Source organism: Pseudoalteromonas sp. S3776 (genome assembly GCF_005886915.1).
Lineage (GTDB): Bacteria > Pseudomonadota > Gammaproteobacteria > Enterobacterales > Alteromonadaceae > Pseudoalteromonas.
This window is the reverse complement of sequence record NZ_PNCU01000009.1, coordinates 1-18,329: the sequence shown is the minus strand read 5'-3', so window position 1 is coordinate 18,329 and position 18,329 is coordinate 1. Positions and strand designations below refer to the sequence as shown.

Sequence of the window (18,329 nt, the reverse complement as noted above, 5' to 3'; positions counted from 1 at the left end):
GCGGCTCAGTTTGTTGCTCAAGCTTAAACTCCTTCGTTAAGGCATCTTAACCATATTTAAAAGCCAATGTCAGTGAAAAAATGTTATTTACATGCTATTTACTATTAAATACACGCTTAATGTGCATTTTTTATACATGGCTAGACAAGTAATTGATTAAAGGCGCTCAATTTTAGGGCTATTTTTATTTTCAATGGTATAAAATTTTCGCTACACTGCAATCCCAAATGAAGTGATATTAAGAATTATGGAACTAATCTATTTTGCCACCGCATTTGTGTGTGGATTTGGTGTTTATCAATTAAAACTTCCCCCTCTTATTGGCTTTTTACTTGCTGGTTTTGCATTAAATTTATCTGGCTATAAAAGCACCGAGCTACTCGATACCATTGCCGCCCTAGGTGTAACACTTCTTTTATTTAGTATTGGTTTAAAACTTAAAGTAAACAGCTTAATAAAGCCCCAAGTTTGGGCACCTGCAACCCTGCACATTATTTTTAGCAGTGCTTTATTTAGTGGTTTTATGTTACTCCTCGGTATTTTTGCTGTGCCTATGTTTGTTGATTTAAGCTGGCAAAGTGCGTTATTAGTTGGTTTTGCACTAAGCTTCTCGAGCACTGTATTTGCCGTAAAAGTACTTGAAGAGCGAGGCGAAATGGCAAGCCTGCACGGAAAAATAGCCATTGGCATCTTAGTTATGCAGGATATTTTTGCGGTTATATTTTTAGCCATTAGCACCGGCAAAGTACCTAACATGTGGGCACTTGTTATAATTATCTCACTTCCTTTAATACGCCCGCTTATGTATGCCGTGCTTAACCGCTCTAAACATGGAGAGCTATTACCCTTATTCGGCTTTTTCTTTGCATTGGTAGCCGGTTATAACGCATTTGATTTTGCAGGTTTAAAAGGTGATTTAGGCGCACTTATTATGGGGATGATGTTTGCACCACATAAAAAGGCGGGAGAGCTTTCTAAATCACTCCTTAATTTAAAAGATATTTTGCTCGTCGGTTTTTTCTTAAGTATTGGTTTGAACGCAGAGCTTACAGCTAATTCATTAATTGTCGCGTTAATCCTTATACTTGTGCTGCCAGTTAAAACCTTACTTTATTATGTGTTTACGAATACCTTTAAGCTCAGAGCGCGCACCTCGTTACTCACTGCGTTTAGCCTTGCCAATTTTAGTGAGTTTGGCCTTATTGTGTGTGCTGTGGCAGCCTCTACAGGCATGATCACCTCAGAGTGGCTGGCGGTAATGGCTATTGCGGTGTCTATTACGTTTGTTATTGCATCGCCACTTAATAAACGCTCAAACGAGTTATACGTAAAAATTGAGCGCTGGTTATTAAAGTTTGAAAGCAAAACCCGCTTAGCTGAAGAGCTACCCGTTAATCTAAACGACACTAAAATCGTTATATTTGGCATGGGACGCATAGGTACAGGTGCCTACGAAACAATAAATGCGACTCACCCTAATGTAGTGGCGGGCATTGATATAAAACCAGAGGTGGTAGAAAAACATATTAAACGCAATAGAAAGGTACTCCTTGCCGATGCCACCGACCCTGACTTTTGGCAGCGCGTTAATCACTCCCATGTAGAAATGGTGATGTTAGCTATGCCAAAACATATGCAAAATATTTTTGCATTAGAACAATTACAAGCCTCAGGCTATAACGGTCAAGTAACAGCTATCGCCAATTACCCAGATCAGCAAAAAGAGCTCGAACAAATGGGCGTAAACTCGACCTATAACTTTTACCTAGAAGCAGGAAGTGGTTTTGCGGAGCACGTAAAGCAAGAGCTATTTGAAAAATAATACTTTAAAACTAAAAAATAGAGTAAGCAAAATAAAAAAGCCTTATTATTAATAAGGCTTTTTTATTAGTTTTTGTTTGAAAACTCATTTTATTTACATTCCTTTACATTACTTCTCTCTATCAACAAGAAAAACAGATAAACTACCGGTGTTGCTTAAATAAACGCCTTCGCACCTTTGTCAGTTAATTAGACTCCAGCTAGTTAATGTAAGGTAAGCATTTATTTATCAACATAAATTTATTCAATCAGAGGGCCTACTCCCTCATTCAATAGGCTGTTTCTTGCCCGTCACAGCCTATTTTATTTATTTTTTCTCGCCCATTTTAAAAACCACAATTTAATGCGTTTTTAGCCAAAAAGCAGTAGTATTCCCTCCTACTTTTTATCAATGACTGACTCATTATGGATACAGCAGAACTCAAGCTCGCCATTAATACAATTATGCCCTTCGGGAAGTATGCTGGCAGGCCACTGCTTCTTTTGCCGGAGCCTTACCTAGTGTGGTTTAAACAACAAGGGTTTCCAGAAAGTAAACTCGGGGCGCAGCTGGCGATGATGTACGAGGTTAAATTAAATGGACTTGAGCAAATGCTAATGCCTTTACTTAAAAAAAATGAAAAATAATTGAGAACTTTTTCCACGTAGCTGGGTCTATTATTATGCTACTTGTTGATTTTGGTTTTTAACCGCAAAAAGCGCCTTAGGCGCTTTTTTTATGTCCGGTATTTTTAGGTAATTTGCTTTTATACCAATCCGCGTAATTAAGTGATCTATCTTGAGGATAGACAACCGTGTTGATAGCTAGGCAAAAAATTGGCTATTTAGTTGTTCTCGGCAATTGCTTCTGCATTGCTCTACCTTCTGCATCCATGCAGTCGTAAATGATGATTTTTTAACGTAGGTAGCGACACATTTGCCCCCACAAAATGATTAAGTATTATTGTGGATAGGTATTAGGTAAGGTAACTATAAACTTTGCCCCACCAAGCTGTGAGTCTGTTATTGCATAGTGCCCTTTATGCCAAGATACAATTTTTGCCACTATGGCTAAGCCTAAACCAAAGCCCCCTGTGCTTTTATCACGGCTTTTATCTAAACGAGTAAAAGGTTTAAATACGCTTTCTCTGTCGTTTTTTAAAATTCCTTCACCGTCATCTTCCACAATAAAGTAAATTGCATCACCCTGCGCTTTGAGTGTCACATCAACACGACTAACCGCGTACTTTAACGCATTGCCCACCAGATTTTGCATCACACGCGCAATAAAGTGTGCATCACACTTGTACACTAGAGCCGGTGGTAACACCGCATTAAATTCTATGCCGCTTGCAAAATTTAGTTTATCAATGACCGATTGCGTAAGGGCAGCCAAGTCAACGTCGCTTGTCGCTAAACTTGGTTGCTGCGAATCAAACCGAGCATATTCAAGCATTTCACACACAAGCGCTTCAAGTTCGCTTATATCTGCCTGCATATTAGTTAGGTAATGCCGCCCTTTTTGTGATTGCAGTGTTTCTTCTAGCATAGCTATGCCAAATTTTAATCGTGCAAGTGGCGTTCTAAATTCATGAGATACAGAGGAAGTCAGTTCTTGCTGCGCACTAAGAAGATGCTCTATGCGCTGCTGCATTACTTTTAGAGTATCAGTAACAGGTAAGAAAAACGATTTAGAAGGAGTACTTAAAGTAAAGTCTTGCGAGCCATCTACCGCTTCGCACGCATGGCGTAACTTAGAAAAATCACGCCATAGTAAAAAGCTCCAAAGCCCCACAGGTAACCCTACAATAGCCAGTAACATTAAATACGGGATAACAGAGCTTTCAGGTGCTTTTAAAACGCCTACAGGACCAATTTGAAGTAGCTTGTTATCACCAAGCTCAACATACCATACTATGCGCTGCTTTTTATCATACAGGTACAGGTAATGATTTTTATCTAATGAGGCTTGCTGCTTAAGGGGTAAAATAAGATCTTTACGGGCAATAACATGGCTTTCAAAACTGTGTTTGAGCTTATCTAACCCATCATCAGTTTGCGATAATAACCAAAGTGCTTGGCCAAACTCATCATCTAGCAGCACTTGCTGCTGCGTCTCTTCGTAAGGCCAAATTTGTTCTATAACACCACTAACAATAAATAAAGAAACAATGATATAAACATATAAACTTATAAATAGTTTGCCCATTATTCCTTATTTACCTTCATATATTATTTTTCCCAAGCATCAGATACAAACAAGTAACCTTGTCCCCACACGGTTTTTATACGGTAAGGTTTATCACTATTATCACCTAACTTTTTGCGAATGCGTGATACACGTACATCAACAGTGCGGTCAAGCCCATCGTATTGGCGACCAATCATATGTTGATGAACCTGTTCACGGCTTAGCACTTCGCCTGCATTTGAGGCAAGTAACCATAATAGCTCAAACTCATGGGATGTAAGTACTATTTCGTTTTCATTTAACTTAACAATTCGGCTAGTTTTATCAATGACTAAATCACCAAATTGAATCTCTTCGGCCGCTTTAACTTCTGGTTGCCCGCGACGCAGTAAAGCATTTACACGCGCCAGTAAAACACGCGGCTCAGCAGGCTTTACAACATAATCATCTGCACCTAGTTCTAATCCAATCACTTGGTCAAAATCTTCACCTTTTGCAGTAAGCATTAAAATTGGCAACGAAAATTTATCACGGACTTGACGACATACGCTAAAACCGTCTTTACCTGGCAACATAATATCTAAAATCATTAAATCAGCAGCGTTATTCTCAAGATAACTAAATACTTCATCACCACGGCTCAATACATCTACTTCTAAGCCATTATGTTCAAGATAATCTTTTGTTAATTGTTGTAATCCTAGGTCATCTTCAACAAGTAAAATTTTTGGCATGAGTTGCTCCTAAATTAAAAATAGCTCCATGGAGAGCGAAGTCTGCGCCTACTTTTTTTAGCATCAGCACTTTGCACTTCAACGTGTGTTTTAGCAATTAACACACCGGTATGAGGATTGATTAAGGAGTATATGGTCTCTACCTGAACACGCGCTTTATACTTAAACTGACCAATAGCCTGCTGTTGCCAGCATTTAATAAGTTTACTTTGTTGGTACAGACATACATCGCTTGGCGATGGCTGCTGCCAATCAAACGTTAAATCGAGATCGCAAAATGCTTGCTGCTTAGACACAACGCACACTTTAGGGGAAACCTTTAAAAACGCATTTTGCGCTACAACGGGAGGGCTAAACAGAAAAACTGTAAGCACAATCAACATTAAATACTTCATATCAAAAAGTATGATCGAATCCTATAAAAGCAGTCATTGAATAGTTACGTTCAAAAAGCGGACTGCTATCCATAGCTGAATAGTCATAATATGCTACATGAAAACGAAGACTGTTAGCCTCACTTAATGGCCAACTGGCGTCGATTTTAGCATAAGGTTGCCAGCTACTACCAACGTCAATTTTACCTAATGAAGTTTCGTGTGCTTTTAAACCATAAAAGTGGCTGTTTAATTCAGCCGATTTGTAGTTAACACCCAGTGTTGGTTTTAACTTTAAACGCCCTATTCTACTGTGGTACTGCCATTGTACGGCGCCGCGAATACCATTATAAACATTACTTATATCGTGTAATAACTGTATCGATAGCACATGGTTTTGCTGCACATAATGATAGCTACCCCCGGCATCTAAGGCTAAATGGCGTTTATCAATATTATCGACATGTATTTTTTTAGGCTGGGGCTTGTTTAGCGCTTGCGCGAAGGCTGCTCCCCCCGTGGATGCCGGTAAAACAAAAAGGTTATTAGGATGCCAATTAATAAAAAACCGAGACTCTGCATTGAGTTCTGAAACAATATTAAAATGATGTTGTTGATTTTCTTTAAGTGTATAGCCTAGGCGGCCATTATCAAAAAACCAACGTTCACCATAAAAAGCAATTCGCGGTATCAAAGGAAGTGGGACATTTTTGCCGCCATGCAGTGGGTTGGTAATAACACCCACGCCAGCGCTAAGATTTACATGCCATTGCTTAACAGTAATATGTTGCTGCGCATATTTTTGCTCACTATTGGCCTGTGACGCTTGGCTGGGCAAACAAACGAAGCAAACAACAAAGTAAAAAATATAAACTAAAAGTTTTAGCCGCATTAAACTAATCTGAGTGAGTAAAAATAAGTAAGTGACTCATACTAGCAAGGTAAGCACAAATGTGCGCCACCTGATTACAATCATTCACAAATTTTACACACCTAAATAACATTTAAATATCAGGCGCTATTTCAATACGGTTACGACCATGGGTTTTAGCAATATACAAAGCACGGTCGGCACGCTCAATAAGCACCGAACCTTTGGTAAAGGGGCGTAAAATTGCAAGCCCAAAACTTGCAGAAATTGCACGTTTAGAATTTATATCGTCTTTTTTACGGATAGTTAATGAGGCAATATCTAAGCGAATTTTATCAGCAAACACCATAATGTCGTTAATGCTGTCAAAATACCCGGTAATACAAAATTCCTCTCCGCCATAGCGGTAAACATTTAGGCTATCACTGATATTTTGCGACACTTTTTTGGCAACCAATTTAAGTACTTCATCGCCCTTTTGATGACCAAAATCGTCGTTAAAACGCTTAAAGTGATCAATATCAAACATGATGAGTACCGCCAAAACGCTGTCATCAGCTTGCTCTGAATAGTTTTGACAGAACTTCTGAATATCATCATCAAACTTTCTTCGATTAAAAAAGCCTGTAAGAGGGTCTGTATCTGCCGCTTCTTGAGAAAGGTTTAAAGCTTCTTTTAAATCTTTAATTTCGTTATAAGCTAGAGCAAGCTTAGTTTGGAACTCACGCGCATACTCTTGCATAGCCACTGACTCATCTGTCAAACGCTCAACACAACCAAGTATCTCATTAAATGAATTTACATTAACTAAACTTGCCAGCTCATTTTGAGAATCTACCAACGAGGTGGTAAAGCTTTTAGAATGATCGAGGGTTACGCTTATATCATGCTGTACTTGCTGCATAGTGCCATGGAAGCGATCAGCCATCTCTTGAAAAAACACTAAGTCATCTTCGCTTAAATGCTTATCAAAAATTTCTTTCGCCCTATTTTGAGTACATGTTTGTTGCTCAGCAATGACGTGATCGAGCTCAGCATTTAATGCCGGCTTACTCCCTTGCACATAGCAATACCAAATTGCGTAGTTGATAGGCGTTACCGGCATCCGGTACTTTACCATCAAAGGAATTGCTTTTTTTAAACATTGAGCAGAATGAGCGAGCGATACAGCATGATCCATAATTATTATAAACTCTCGTGCGTCATTATTTTTTATTATTAAGCTTTCATGTTAAGTAATAGTAAACTCATACGCAACTGTTAATCATACTATTTACTGAATTATATTAACCGTTAAAATATTAAATAACATTTGCGCCTAAAGTTTGCGCAATATTCCATAATGCACTGATTGCAGGGTCGTTAAGCTCTTTTTTAAGTACCGCTAAACCAATATCAAACCCTTCTGGTTGGTAATTTTTGCTCGGCAGCACGTGTACCTTATCTTGCAGTGGACTATTATCTAGCACTATTTTAGGAACCATGGCGACACCTAATCCCAAACTCACCATAGACACCATTGCTTCGTGCCCAGCCACCTGCGCATAAATTTTTCCATGTACATTGTTTTTTCGCCACCATTGCTCTAATCGCTGCCTAGAAAACCCTTGCTCTGGAACAATAAACTCCAATTCTGACCAATCAATATCAGGGGCATTTTTAGCTATGTTTTCACTGATCGGACAATGAATTTTAGGGCCTATAAGAACTAATGGAGAGTGGCCTATATTCACAAATGCAATTTGGGCAGGGAGTTTACTAGGCCGTGCAGCAATCGCCATTGACTCATGAGCATCCAGCACTCGGTTTATTGCCAGCGCTGGATCGCCTGTATTTAGCGTTATTTCAATATGCTGATGCTGTGCGCGGAGTTGCTCTAATATTTGGTGTAAAAAACTATATGAAGCAGTGACAGAGCAATAAATACTCACATTGCCGTAAATATGCTGGGTGGGATCTTTGACATTCGCTTTAAAGCGCTGCCAATTGGCTAACGTAGAGGTGGCGTAATCAATAAACGACTCCCCTTCTTTAGTTAACTTTACACTTCTGTTATCACGTATGAATAATGCAACACCCACTTCATCTTCAAGCTGCTTAATATTACGACTTAATGTAGGGGCGCTTATATGACAAAGCTCGCTTGCGCGGGCAAAATGGAGCGTTTTAGCTAACGCTAAAAAGTAATTTAAATGCTTATGATCCATAACCCCTTCCACGTTTCATTTTTTGAAATACTTTAGTGCAAATATATCATTTTACGCAAGCAAAGTTTTTTTTTATGGTGTGTTTAAACAAAGCAAATAGGCTTTGCATCTAACAAACACGAATTATAGGACACTAACATGGCGAATTATTTTAACACTTTACCTTTACGCGAGCAGTTAGCGCAGTTAGCTCAATGTGAGTTTATGGACCCAAGTGAATTTACCGACGGTGTAGATGCACTAAAAGGTAAAAAGCTAGTTATTGTTGGGTGTGGCGCACAAGGTCTTAACCAAGGTTTAAACTTACGTGATTCAGGCCTAGATGTATCATACACGTTACGTCAATCAGCAATTGATGAGCGTCGTCAGTCATACTTAAATGCATCTGAAAACGGCTTTACTGTTGGTACATACGAAGAGCTAATCCCTAGTGCTGACGTAGTATTAAACCTAACTCCTGATAAGCAACATACGGCCGTTGTTACTGCCATTATGCCTTTAATGAAACAAGGCTCTACACTTGCTTACTCGCACGGTTTTAATATTGTTGAAGAAGGCATGCAAATTCGTGAAGACATTACGGTAATCATGGTTGCACCAAAGTGCCCAGGCTCTGAAGTACGCGAAGAATACAAACGTGGCTTTGGTGTACCTACGCTTATTGCAGTACACCCTGAAAACGACCCACAAGGTCACGGCTTAGCACAAGCTAAAGCCTACGCTGCGGGTACCGGTGGTCATCGTGCCGGTGTACTTAAATCATCGTTCATTGCTGAAGTTAAATCAGACTTAATGGGTGAGCAAACAATTCTTTGTGGCATGTTACAAACGGGTTCTATTTTATGTTTTGATAAGATGGTTGAAAAAGGCATTGATGCAGGTTATGCATCAAAACTAATTCAATACGGGTGGGAAGTAATTACCGAAGCCCTTAAATACGGTGGCGTAACGAACATGCTTGACCGTTTATCAAACCCAGCAAAAGTAAAAGCATTTGAACTAAGTGAAGAACTTAAAGTTATTATGCGCCCGCTTTATAACAAGCACCAAGATGACATTATCGACGGTACTTTCTCGCGCGTAATGATGGAAGATTGGGCAAACGATGATGCAAACCTACTAAAGTGGCGCGCTGAAACAGCCGAAACTAACTTTGAGAAAACCCCTGCTGGTGATGTAGAAATCTCGGAGCAAGAGTTTTTCGATAACGGTATTTTAATGGTTGCTATGGTTAAAGCGGGCGTTGAGCTTGCATTTGAAACCATGACTGCAGCGGGCATTATTGACGAGTCGGCTTATTATGAGTCGTTACACGAAACACCGTTAATTGCCAACACAATAGCACGTAAAAAGTTATTCGAAATGAACCGTACTATTTCTGATACTGCAGAATACGGCTGTTACTTATACAACCATGCGTGTTTACCTTTACTTGCCGATTTTATGAAAAACATCGACACCGATGTTATCGGTAAAGGCTTAAATGAGCAAAGTAACCAAGTAGATAACCAAACATTGATTCAAATTAACACGGCACTACGTGAGCACCCTGTTGAAATTGTTGGCGCAAGACTGCGCGGCTACATGTCAGCAATGAAGAAAATTGTATAACTAGTTTCGCTTGTTAGAAACCAAGCCCACATGCATATGCTGTGGGCTTTTTCGTGCAAGTAAAAAAAGTAACGAGTATACCCTTTTAGATATATTGCAATAATTAGCGCTTAATTAATAATGTGCTAACATGGCTATCTACCTAGTTGTAAAGTTAAATAATATGACGATAAAAAACCTAACTATCACTCAAAAAATCACCATTTTAGGCAGTACCATTGCAATATGTGTAGCTGCATTAATTGGTTTAACGTCTTTATATAGCTCTGAAGATATTATAGAGCAACGTATGATTGAATCGGAGCTACCTAGCAAATTACATAGCATTAGCAATCAAATTGGTGGCGAAATAAACGAACTACTAGGCGCTGCACAGCAACTATCATCAAATGAATTTATCTTAGCGTGGGCACGCTCAAATAACCAAGACGACACACTACTGCTCAAAGAATTAAACCGCGTAGCAAAGCAGTTTGATTTAGCAACGGCGTCGTGGGCAAACCGTGATACAGCGCAATATTGGAACCAAGACGGTTTTTTACGCGTACTTAAAAACGATGCGGCGGATGGTTGGTTTTTTGGCTTTACCAATTCAAATAATCCGTACTCAATCAGTATTTATCAAGAATCCCCGACTGATGTAAAAATGTTTGTAAATCATCAACAAACAAATGGTCTTGGATTAGCGGGGCTTGCAAAAAGCATCACCGACATGCAAAAGCTATTACAACAATTTAAAATTGAGCAAACAGGTTTTGTATTTATCGCAGATAAAAGCGGCCTAATCCAGTTACACAAAGATGCAAATAAAGTGGCTAAAGTAAACATAGACACACTTTATGGCCGTAATGTACATAGCAATTTGTTCAACCCCTCTGGCTTTGCAATTACAGAATTGACACTAAATAACGAAGCCACATTTTTAGCTGCAATGCCAATAGCCAATACCGACTTATACGTATTAGCTCAAGTACCAAAAAGTGAAGTTTTTGCAACTGTAAGTACATTGGAGTGGCAAATTTTTACCTTTACGCTCGTTATTGCACTTGTGGCTAGTATTCTAAGCTACTTGTTAGCTCGCTCTTTAGCGTCGCCGCTTTCTGATATGGCTGAACTGTTCTCACGTTTAGGATCAGGCGATGCTAATTTAGCCTACCGTTTGCCAGAGTCTAATCAGCCCGAACTAAATAATTTAAGCCATGGCTTTAATCAATTTATTGATAAAATTGAAACTGCCATCAAGCAAGTGGCTAACGAAAGTACCGAAATACGCCAAAGCTCTAACCATGTATTTGAACAAGCAAAAAACAACTCGCAGTCTATTAATAATCAAAAAGAGCAAACCATTTCGGTGGCTGCAGCCATCAACGAAATGGGCGCCACCGTACAAGAAATAGCACAAAGCGCAGCTAATGCAGCCAAGCTCACTCAAAGCAGCCAAGAAAACACCAGTCAAAGCCATCAGCAAGTACTGCAAAGTCAAGCCACTATTTCAGCGCTTGCCACTGACATTGATGGTATTACCGAGCAAGTAACACTGCTTTCTAAAAAAACAATTGATATAGCGAGTATTGTTGATTCTATCCGCGGCATTTCAGAGCAAACTAATTTACTGGCCTTAAACGCAGCCATTGAATCGGCTCGTGCTGGAGAGCACGGTAGAGGTTTTGCCGTAGTGGCCGATGAAGTACGCGCACTTGCTAATCGTACCTCGCAATCAACCACCGAAATTCAGTCTATGATTGAAGAGTTAACCACTATTTCTGAAGATGTGGTTAACGATATTAGTCAATCAAAACAAAAGGCCCAACAAAGTGTAGGCGCAATGCAGAGCTCTGTTGAGCTGCTTGATGCGATAAGCGAAACAGCAAATCAAATAAACGATATGGCTACCTTAATTGCCACCGCCACTGAGCAACAAAGTAACGTGGTTGCCGATGTAGGACGTAATATTGAGCAAATAAGTGAAATTAGCGACCGTGCTATGAATGAGCAAATAAACACAGAGCAAGCAATTCGCGATTTAGCAAATAGCGCTCAAGCGCTCGATGCACTCGTGGCCACCTTTGAAAAACACCACTAAACACGTTTTGTAACACTTTAATAAACTACCTTCGCATATTGCATCTACACTTATAGATGTAATATGTTGGAGGTGGTTTATGAGCATATCTTGTTTTAACGCATTATTACTCAGTAGTTGCTTATACTTAAGCGCATGTAACAGCACAGTGCGTGAGCCGCCACCGCTGGCCCTTGCAAACCATCCAAGCTTTAACCGTATTAACGTTGAAACCGAGCAAGACATATTTAAGCTCGATAAAACAATCACCTCCCAACTTGATGCCCACCTAACCAGTAAGCGAAGCGCGCATTACTTAGCAAACAGTATTTTAAGTTTTTTATTAAAAAACGGCGATAGCTCGTTAACTTATCAAAGTGGCGCCACGCTGAGTGCATCTCAAACCTACGCTAATTTAAACGCTAATTGCCTGTCGTTATCGATATTAGCGTATAGCTTAGCCGATTATTTAGGCATAAAAGCGCGCTTTCAAAGAGTTCATATTCCTGAATATTGGGCAATGAATAAAGGGGTTAATTTACTAACAGGACATATTAATTTATCAATTGACAATGCGCTTATGCAAACAATACCAGCCACAATGGTTTATCAACGTGATAAACAGTTAACCATAGATTTTGACCCGAACATAAGAAAACAAAGATTTAAAACCAGCCCATTAAGCAAAGAGTTTGTTACAGCTATGTTTTATAACAATAAAGGCGCTCTAGCTTTAGTAAATAAAAATTATAATTTAGCTTATAGCTACTTTAGTGCCGCAGTTGAAGCCGCCCCATTATACAGCGGTGGCTGGGGGAATTTAGGCATTGTATTTAGGCAGCTTAATTATTTAAAAGAAGCCGAACAGGCTTATAACTATGCTTTATTGCTTGATAAAAATAACCACACTGCCATAGGTAATCTCGCAGTGTTGTACACCTTAAGTAACCGCGCTAAACAGGGCCAACAAATGCTAAAGCAGCTCAATAAAAAGCGCCAAGCTAACCCGTATTACCATATATCACTGGGTAATAGTGAGCTGGCACTTAAAAACTACTCTCAAGCGATTAAGCATTTTAAAAGCGCTTATAAAATTGACGCTAAACTACACGAAAGCCACTTTGGCCTTGCACAAGCGTATTATTTTACCGGCAATATAAAGCAGGCAACACATTATATGCGCTTGGCGGGTATAAATGCCGAATTTAATTATGACAAAGCCCGCTATCGTAATAAATTAAATGCATTAAAAAATGCCACAGCCTTACTTAATCATTAGCTGCTGGACGTAATGCTCTTTTTGTGCCCTGCTTAATTTTTTAATTTGCCACTCTAGCTTACTGGCTTCACTCTTTGTGCCTACCTTTTGTTGATGAATTAAAACCAAAGGGCCTTTGCCTTTTAGGTTTTTTGCACCTTTACCAGCTTGATGTGCAGCTATGCGCTTATCAACATTTGTTGTTATACCTGTATACCAGTGGCCTAAACGCGTTTGTACTATATACAAATACCACGTTGAGGGTACTTTGTGTTCTTTGCTTATATTTATACTTAAACTTTTGTGTATGTTTGTGGTCAAAACCTTGCCCTAACCCTCGTAACTAAAAACAATTTCTTAAAAGGGTTTTACCTTCAGTGACTAATCGGTATTATGCAGATTATAAAAAATAAGGATCACAACTAACAATGCAGTCGTTAAAAACTTTTTCTCTTTGGCTTATCGTTGCTCTCACATTCAGCTCTTTAGCAGGTTGTTCTAGCTGGGTATATAGAATCAATATCCCACAGGGTAACTTTTTAGAGCAATCAGATGTAGATAAGCTTCGTGTAAATATGACGCGAGAGCAAGTTATTTATGTACTAGGTCGTCCAATAGCAGAAGATGCGTTTGATAATAGCACCTGGCGTTATGTGTATAGCTTTAACAAAGGCCGCGATAATGAGCAGCATAAAGAGTTGGTGATTAAATTTGAAAATGAAAAACTGGTTGCTGTTTCGGGTGATTATGATCAACCCGAAAACTTTGATACTCCTTTAGAGCAGTAAACGCTTTAGGTATTAAAAAGGTGAGCATGGCTCACCTTTTTAATACCTATACTGGTTACTTTTATAAAGGACGACCACCGGTAATTTTATTTGCTCGGCCTTCCTCTTTTGCTTTTTCTGCACGCTTTCTTCGAGCATCTTTAGGGTCTGCGATAAGTGGGCGATAGATTTCAACTCTGTCTCCATCTTTTAATTCGTAATGCGCTTTTACTGTTCTATTCCATACCCCTAGTGTAAGCGCAGTTGGGTCTATTTCAGGGCACTTTTCAATGATCCCCGATTGAATAACAGCTTGTTCGGCTGTGGTTCCTTGCGCTACTTCCACCGTTAATGTGGTTGCTTTAGTCGGTAATGCAAAAACTATCTCAACCCTAATCATTATCTTGCTCCATATACATCTTTTGCACGTTGCGTGAATGCACTAACCATATTTTTGGCTACATCATTAAATATTTTACCAAACGCCAATTCGATAAGCTTGCTAGAGAATTCAAATTCAAGCTTAAGCTCAACTTTACATGCCTTATTATCTAACGCTTGAAAATGCCAACGCCCCTTTAATGTTTTAAACGGGCCATCAACAAGCCTTAATTGAACAGTTTGTTCATCTATAAAGGTGTTTTCAGTGGTAAACCACTTTTTTATACCGGCCTTAGATATTTCTAAACTCGCGGTCATGTTATTATTGTGCTGCGAAACGATTTTAGAGTCTGAGCAATTAGGTAAAAACTGCGGATAAGCTTCTACATCATTAACTAGGTCAAACATCTCTTTAGTGCTGTACATAACCAGCGCACTTTTTTCTATTTGTGGCATACTCACTCCCAACTGTGTGGGCGAATTTTAGCAAGCTTTGCGCGTTTCCCCAAATTTTCATGGTCTTAAGTTCACTTGATTATTTTAAAGGCGCATGTAAAAAATCGATGTAAAACATCTCTTAATACGTATATTATAGGGCACTATGGCTAAGAAAAAATCATCAAAATCGAACAGTAATACCATCGCGCTTAACAAAAAAGCGCGTCATGAGTATTTTTTACACGACAAGTTTGAAGCAGGTGTTGAACTACAGGGCTGGGAAGTAAAAAGCATCCGAGCTGGTAAGGTAAATATCTCAGAAACTTATATTCATCTTAAAAATGGCGAAGCTTTTTTGTTAGGCAGTCAAATCCAGCCTTTAAATAGCGCTTCAACCCACGTTATCTGCGATCCTATGCGTTATCGTAAGCTACTATTAAGCCGCAAAGAGCTTGATAGATTAGTCGGTGCCACTGAGCGAGAGGGCTACTCACTTGTTGCCACTGCCATGTATTGGAAAAAATGTTGGGTGAAACTTGAGTTTCACTTAGCTAAAGGTAAAAAAATGCATGACAAACGTGAAGATGGCAAAAATAAAGATTGGTCGCGTGAGAAAGAACGCCTCATGAAACACAAAGTATAAGCACAACGCCTAATTTACTTTAGGCGTTTTTTTTTAAGTTTTCATCGGTTGAATTTAAAACAACCTGATCAAATTACTCCCAGCTTTATTTAATTCATCCCCGTGCGTTGTATAAATAAATTATTACATTTTATTTTTATTTTTAATCTCTTTAGATACTCGCCCATTTTAGTGCGCAAATTTTATGGTACAAAGCGAGTAATTTAGGCTTGTCTATCCTTCTTCTTTGTTTCTATTATTGAATATTTTTCCCTCAATACTCTACAAAAACTCATACTAAAATCGCAAAGGGTGAAGATTGATAACACTTAAGTTACATGATATTAATGTCAGCGCTTGTTAAGCAACTAAATTTATAACATATCAACAAGGACTTAAGGATGAAGCAATCAATTGCATTTACACCTAGCATAATTGCAGGTGCTACAATCGCACTCTCAGCAGGGTTTACAACAACAACTTATGCTGCTGAAGAAGCAAAAAAAGTAGAACGCATTGAAGTAACAGGTTCGCGCATAAAACGCACCGATATCGAAGGACCTTCGCCAGTACAATCTATTGGCAAAGCAGATATCGAAAACATGGGTTACGATAACCTTCAACAACTCCTCGAAAGAATGCCAGTGGCAGGCAGCGGTACTTTCTCTACTCGCGGCAACAATCAAGATTCAACTGCAAATGGATCTGCGGCGGTCAGCCTACGCGGTTTAGGTGCAGATGCTACCTTAGTATTGATCAACGGCCGTCGTGTGGCTATTAGTGCCTTTGCCGAAGGTATTACAAACTCATTTGTCGATATTAATAGTATTCCGGTATCGGCGATTGAACGCATTGATATTTTAAAAGATGGCGCATCAGCAATTTATGGCTCTGATGCAGTAGCGGGCGTTGTCAACGTTATTTTGAAAAAAGACATAGATGGCGTTGAACTAAACTTAGGCTACGGCGGTACCGATGGCCCTAATTACGAAGAAACAACAGCAAGTTTAGTATGGGGTACGACTAGCGAAAAAAGTAGCGCCTCAATTATTATTGACTACTTTAAAAACACCTCGCTTTCATCAGACGAAATGGGCAGTTTAGGCACCGCTAATCAATCGCCTTATGGCGGCGAAGACTTTCGCTCTTCTCGTGGCTTTCCAGGCTACTTTTATGTTGATGGTGTAAAAACAATTGACCCTGATTGTCCCGCAGAAAACGCAACAGCAAGCGGCAGTTGTTTATTTGATTACGGCCCATTTGGTTATATCGCCCCTGAGTCTGAGCGCGTAGGTGCTATTTCTCAATTTGAATACAATTTTGATAACGGCATTACTGGCTTTTTGGAAATGGCAGTACAGCATAATACCTCTGTTGCAGCCGGCGCCCCTACGCCACTTGATGAAGACGCAGGTTTAACTGTACCCGCTAGCCACCCAAATAATCCGTTTGGTGAAGATATCCAAATTGGCCGCTACCGCACAGTGGATGCAGGCGCTCGCCAATGGAATATTGAGTCAGACACACTACGATTTGTGGCCGGTCTAAGAGGTGAAATAAACGAATGGAGCTGGGAAGCAGCTGTTCAAAAAGGCCGTAGTAAGTCGATGCAAACGGGCGATCGCTCACAAGGCTGGGTACGCACTGACTTTTTACAACAAGAAATTGATGCCGGTAACTACAACCCATTTGGTGGCACCTATAACAGCCCTGAAGTCATTGATAGAATTACCACAAGCCTAGTACGCCGCGGTGAGTCTCATATGACCTCATTCGACGCTAACATCTCTGGTGAAGCATTTAGCTTTGGTGATGATGTGGTTATGATGGCCGCGGGTATTGAATACCGTGAAGAAGATGTAACCGATACACCGGATGACCAATTTCAGCGCGGTTTAATTTTTGGTACGGAGTCTGTGTCTGCTGCAGCAGAGCGCGACCAATACGCAGCCTATGTGGAATTTTCAATCCCACTTGCTGAAAACCTAGAGCTACAACTCGCTGGACGTTACGATGATTACAGCGACTTTGGTAATACAACAAACCCTAAAGTCGCTTTACGTTGGGCACCTACTGACGAAATAACCATTCGTGGTTCGTGGGCACAAGGGTTTAGAGCGCCATCGCTTGCACAAGTAGGTTTGGGTCCATCACAGGAGAGTCAGTTTTTTGTAGATACATACCGCTGTGAAGCAACCGGACTTGATTGTGACGCGCTAGATTACAACATTGAATTTGCTGGTAACCCTGACCTAGAAGCCGAAGAGTCAGAATCGTGGAATGTTGGCTTTATTTGGGCGCCTTCTGCTGAGTTTGGTTTAAGTGTAGATGTGTGGAGTATCACACAAGATAATAAAATTGATGAGCAAGAATTTGGCCCAATTTATAACTCTGAGTGTAATAACCAAAATAGCACTGTATGTGTACGCTTAGCCCCTAGTGGCGGTAATAGCTTAGGGACTATTCAAAAAATATACAGCACCTTTGAAAACGTCTCTTCGCAAGAAGTGTCTGGTGTTGATTTATCAGGGAATTACAACCACTCATTGGATGATTTAGGCTTACTTAAATTTAACTTAGAATGGGCATACCAGAACAAGTTTGAAAAAGATGGTCGTGATTACACGGGTGAATACTATTATCCAGAGCACCGTTGGATTTTCTCTACTAACTGGGAAATTGGCCAATTTAATACCAACGTAAATATTAGCTATGTAGGCGAGTTTGAAGATACCCCAGATATAGACTTTGACGGTAACTTAGACTTTGATAGTAATACATCACGAATGGTTGACTCGCAAGCACTGGTAGATTTACAAACATCTTACCGTGTAAGTGATGCAACGAAAGTGTCGCTTGGTGTAAATAACGTGTTTGACGAAGAGCCACCATTTGCCATTGGTGATGGCGATGCGGATCTCTACGGTTATGCGTCGGGAGTGCACAACCCACGTGGTCGTTACTTCTACACTAAAGTAACCTTCTCGTTTTAATTTAGGGCGTGTTGATCTTT

Annotated in this window: 17 protein-coding genes; 8 read left to right on the top strand and 9 right to left on the bottom strand. The window is 39.8% G+C overall.

Annotated features, from left to right (window positions below; translation table 11 throughout):
* The first annotated feature begins 247 nt into the window (after nucleotides 1-247).
* Both CWC16_RS05220 and CWC16_RS05215 read left to right on the top strand, forming a co-directional pair.
* Nucleotides 248-1,822 carry a cation:proton antiporter domain-containing protein gene (locus CWC16_RS05220; RefSeq protein WP_138540777.1) on the top strand — a complete coding sequence of 525 codons (1,575 nt, stop codon included), beginning with the start codon at nucleotides 248-250 and terminating at the stop codon, nucleotides 1,820-1,822.
* Nucleotides 1,823-2,226: 404 nt separating this feature from the next.
* Nucleotides 2,227-2,448 carry a DUF3820 family protein gene (locus tag CWC16_RS05215; protein WP_004587357.1) on the top strand — a complete coding sequence of 74 codons (222 nt, stop codon included), beginning with the start codon at nucleotides 2,227-2,229 and terminating at the stop codon, nucleotides 2,446-2,448.
* Between the two features lie 313 nt (nucleotides 2,449-2,761).
* On the opposite strand, the gene CWC16_RS05210 is transcribed toward CWC16_RS05215, so the two are convergent.
* The 6 genes from CWC16_RS05210 to ilvY all read right to left on the bottom strand — a co-directional run bounded on the left by CWC16_RS05210 (nucleotide 2,762) and on the right by ilvY (nucleotide 8,177).
* Nucleotides 2,762-4,009 (bottom strand): ATP-binding protein, encoded by a 1,248-nt coding sequence (locus tag CWC16_RS05210; RefSeq protein WP_138540776.1) that lies wholly within the window; start codon nucleotides 4,007-4,009, stop codon nucleotides 2,762-2,764.
* Between the two features lie 23 nt (nucleotides 4,010-4,032).
* A complete protein-coding gene (locus tag CWC16_RS05205; protein WP_055014070.1) occupies nucleotides 4,033-4,725 on the bottom strand; it encodes a response regulator in 693 nt (230 codons plus the stop codon).
* A 14-nt stretch (nucleotides 4,726-4,739) separates the two neighbouring features.
* Nucleotides 4,740-5,120: a DUF3019 domain-containing protein gene (locus CWC16_RS05200; protein WP_171037627.1), complete on the bottom strand. Its 381-nt coding sequence runs from the start codon at nucleotides 5,118-5,120 to the stop codon at nucleotides 4,740-4,742.
* 1 nt (nucleotide 5,121) lies between these two features.
* Nucleotides 5,122-5,937, bottom strand: a complete 816-nt coding sequence (locus CWC16_RS05195) for a MipA/OmpV family protein (RefSeq protein WP_249929184.1) — start codon at nucleotides 5,935-5,937, stop codon at nucleotides 5,122-5,124.
* A 166-nt stretch (nucleotides 5,938-6,103) separates the two neighbouring features.
* Nucleotides 6,104-7,150: a GGDEF domain-containing protein gene (locus CWC16_RS05190; RefSeq protein WP_171037626.1), complete on the bottom strand. Its 1,047-nt coding sequence runs from the start codon at nucleotides 7,148-7,150 to the stop codon at nucleotides 6,104-6,106.
* A 121-nt stretch (nucleotides 7,151-7,271) separates the two neighbouring features.
* Complete coding sequence (gene ilvY / locus CWC16_RS05185) at nucleotides 7,272-8,177, bottom strand: HTH-type transcriptional activator IlvY (RefSeq protein WP_055014073.1); 906 nt, start codon at nucleotides 8,175-8,177, stop codon at nucleotides 7,272-7,274.
* A gap of 138 nt (nucleotides 8,178-8,315) precedes the next feature.
* On the opposite strand from ilvY, the gene ilvC reads away from it, so the two are divergent.
* The 3 genes from ilvC to CWC16_RS05170 all read left to right on the top strand — a co-directional run bounded on the left by ilvC (nucleotide 8,316) and on the right by CWC16_RS05170 (nucleotide 13,129).
* Nucleotides 8,316-9,788, top strand: coding sequence for a ketol-acid reductoisomerase (gene ilvC / locus CWC16_RS05180; protein ID WP_055014074.1), 1,473 nt, complete (start codon nucleotides 8,316-8,318; stop codon nucleotides 9,786-9,788).
* Nucleotides 9,789-9,951: 163 nt separating this feature from the next.
* Nucleotides 9,952-11,871: a methyl-accepting chemotaxis protein gene (locus CWC16_RS05175; RefSeq protein ID WP_138540773.1), complete on the top strand. Its 1,920-nt coding sequence runs from the start codon at nucleotides 9,952-9,954 to the stop codon at nucleotides 11,869-11,871.
* A gap of 79 nt (nucleotides 11,872-11,950) precedes the next feature.
* Nucleotides 11,951-13,129 carry a tetratricopeptide repeat protein gene (locus CWC16_RS05170; protein ID WP_138540772.1) on the top strand — a complete coding sequence of 393 codons (1,179 nt, stop codon included), beginning with the start codon at nucleotides 11,951-11,953 and terminating at the stop codon, nucleotides 13,127-13,129.
* Here the strand turns inward: CWC16_RS05170 and CWC16_RS05165 are convergent.
* Nucleotides 13,115-13,429 carry a GIY-YIG nuclease family protein gene (locus CWC16_RS05165; RefSeq protein ID WP_138540771.1) on the bottom strand — a complete coding sequence of 105 codons (315 nt, stop codon included), beginning with the start codon at nucleotides 13,427-13,429 and terminating at the stop codon, nucleotides 13,115-13,117. The two genes, CWC16_RS05170 and CWC16_RS05165, sit on opposite strands and share 15 nt — an antisense overlap.
* Before the next feature lie 107 nt (nucleotides 13,430-13,536).
* Between CWC16_RS05165 and CWC16_RS05160 the strand changes: the two genes are divergently transcribed.
* A complete protein-coding gene (locus tag CWC16_RS05160) occupies nucleotides 13,537-13,896 on the top strand; it encodes an outer membrane protein assembly factor BamE (protein ID WP_055014077.1) in 360 nt (119 codons plus the stop codon).
* A 61-nt stretch (nucleotides 13,897-13,957) separates the two neighbouring features.
* Here the strand turns inward: CWC16_RS05160 and CWC16_RS05155 are convergent, their stop codons facing one another.
* A complete protein-coding gene (locus CWC16_RS05155; protein ID WP_138540770.1) occupies nucleotides 13,958-14,275 on the bottom strand; it encodes an RnfH family protein in 318 nt (105 codons plus the stop codon).
* Nucleotides 14,275-14,712, bottom strand: a complete 438-nt coding sequence (locus CWC16_RS05150) for a type II toxin-antitoxin system RatA family toxin (protein WP_055014079.1) — start codon at nucleotides 14,710-14,712, stop codon at nucleotides 14,275-14,277. Before CWC16_RS05150 ends, CWC16_RS05155 begins: the two co-directional genes overlap by 1 nt.
* A gap of 145 nt (nucleotides 14,713-14,857) precedes the next feature.
* Between CWC16_RS05150 and smpB the strand changes: the two genes are divergently transcribed.
* Together smpB and CWC16_RS05140 are read left to right on the top strand one after the other, a co-directional pair.
* Nucleotides 14,858-15,337: an SsrA-binding protein SmpB gene (gene smpB, locus CWC16_RS05145; protein WP_055014080.1), complete on the top strand. Its 480-nt coding sequence runs from the start codon at nucleotides 14,858-14,860 to the stop codon at nucleotides 15,335-15,337.
* A 380-nt stretch (nucleotides 15,338-15,717) separates the two neighbouring features.
* On the top strand, nucleotides 15,718-18,309 hold the full coding sequence (locus tag CWC16_RS05140; RefSeq protein WP_138540769.1) for a TonB-dependent receptor: 2,592 nt from the start codon (nucleotides 15,718-15,720) through the stop codon (nucleotides 18,307-18,309).
* The last annotated feature ends 20 nt before the right edge of the window (nucleotides 18,310-18,329 follow it).

What these genes read in the sequence shown, in the direction of transcription:
- CWC16_RS05140 (WP_138540769.1), top strand. Translation starts at nt 15,718, where the DNA reads ATGAAGCAATCAATTGCATTTACACCTAGCATAATTGCAGGTGCTACA.
- CWC16_RS05175 (WP_138540773.1), top strand. Translation starts at nt 9,952, where the DNA reads ATGACGATAAAAAACCTAACTATCACTCAAAAAATCACCATTTTAGGC.
- CWC16_RS05205 (WP_055014070.1), bottom strand. Translation starts at nt 4,725, where the DNA reads ATGCCAAAAATTTTACTTGTTGAAGATGACCTAGGATTACAACAATTA.
- CWC16_RS05150 (WP_055014079.1), bottom strand. Translation starts at nt 14,712, where the DNA reads ATGCCACAAATAGAAAAAAGTGCGCTGGTTATGTACAGCACTAAAGAG.
- CWC16_RS05210 (WP_138540776.1), bottom strand. Translation starts at nt 4,009, where the DNA reads ATGGGCAAACTATTTATAAGTTTATATGTTTATATCATTGTTTCTTTA.
- smpB (WP_055014080.1), top strand. Translation starts at nt 14,858, where the DNA reads ATGGCTAAGAAAAAATCATCAAAATCGAACAGTAATACCATCGCGCTT.
- CWC16_RS05190 (WP_171037626.1), bottom strand. Translation starts at nt 7,150, where the DNA reads ATGGATCATGCTGTATCGCTCGCTCATTCTGCTCAATGTTTAAAAAAA.
- CWC16_RS05220 (WP_138540777.1), top strand. Translation starts at nt 248, where the DNA reads ATGGAACTAATCTATTTTGCCACCGCATTTGTGTGTGGATTTGGTGTT.
- CWC16_RS05170 (WP_138540772.1), top strand. Translation starts at nt 11,951, where the DNA reads ATGAGCATATCTTGTTTTAACGCATTATTACTCAGTAGTTGCTTATAC.
- ilvY (WP_055014073.1), bottom strand. Translation starts at nt 8,177, where the DNA reads ATGGATCATAAGCATTTAAATTACTTTTTAGCGTTAGCTAAAACGCTC.
- CWC16_RS05155 (WP_138540770.1), bottom strand. Translation starts at nt 14,275, where the DNA reads ATGATTAGGGTTGAGATAGTTTTTGCATTACCGACTAAAGCAACCACA.
- CWC16_RS05200 (WP_171037627.1), bottom strand. Translation starts at nt 5,120, where the DNA reads ATGAAGTATTTAATGTTGATTGTGCTTACAGTTTTTCTGTTTAGCCCT.
- CWC16_RS05215 (WP_004587357.1), top strand. Translation starts at nt 2,227, where the DNA reads ATGGATACAGCAGAACTCAAGCTCGCCATTAATACAATTATGCCCTTC.
- ilvC (WP_055014074.1), top strand. Translation starts at nt 8,316, where the DNA reads ATGGCGAATTATTTTAACACTTTACCTTTACGCGAGCAGTTAGCGCAG.
- CWC16_RS05160 (WP_055014077.1), top strand. Translation starts at nt 13,537, where the DNA reads ATGCAGTCGTTAAAAACTTTTTCTCTTTGGCTTATCGTTGCTCTCACA.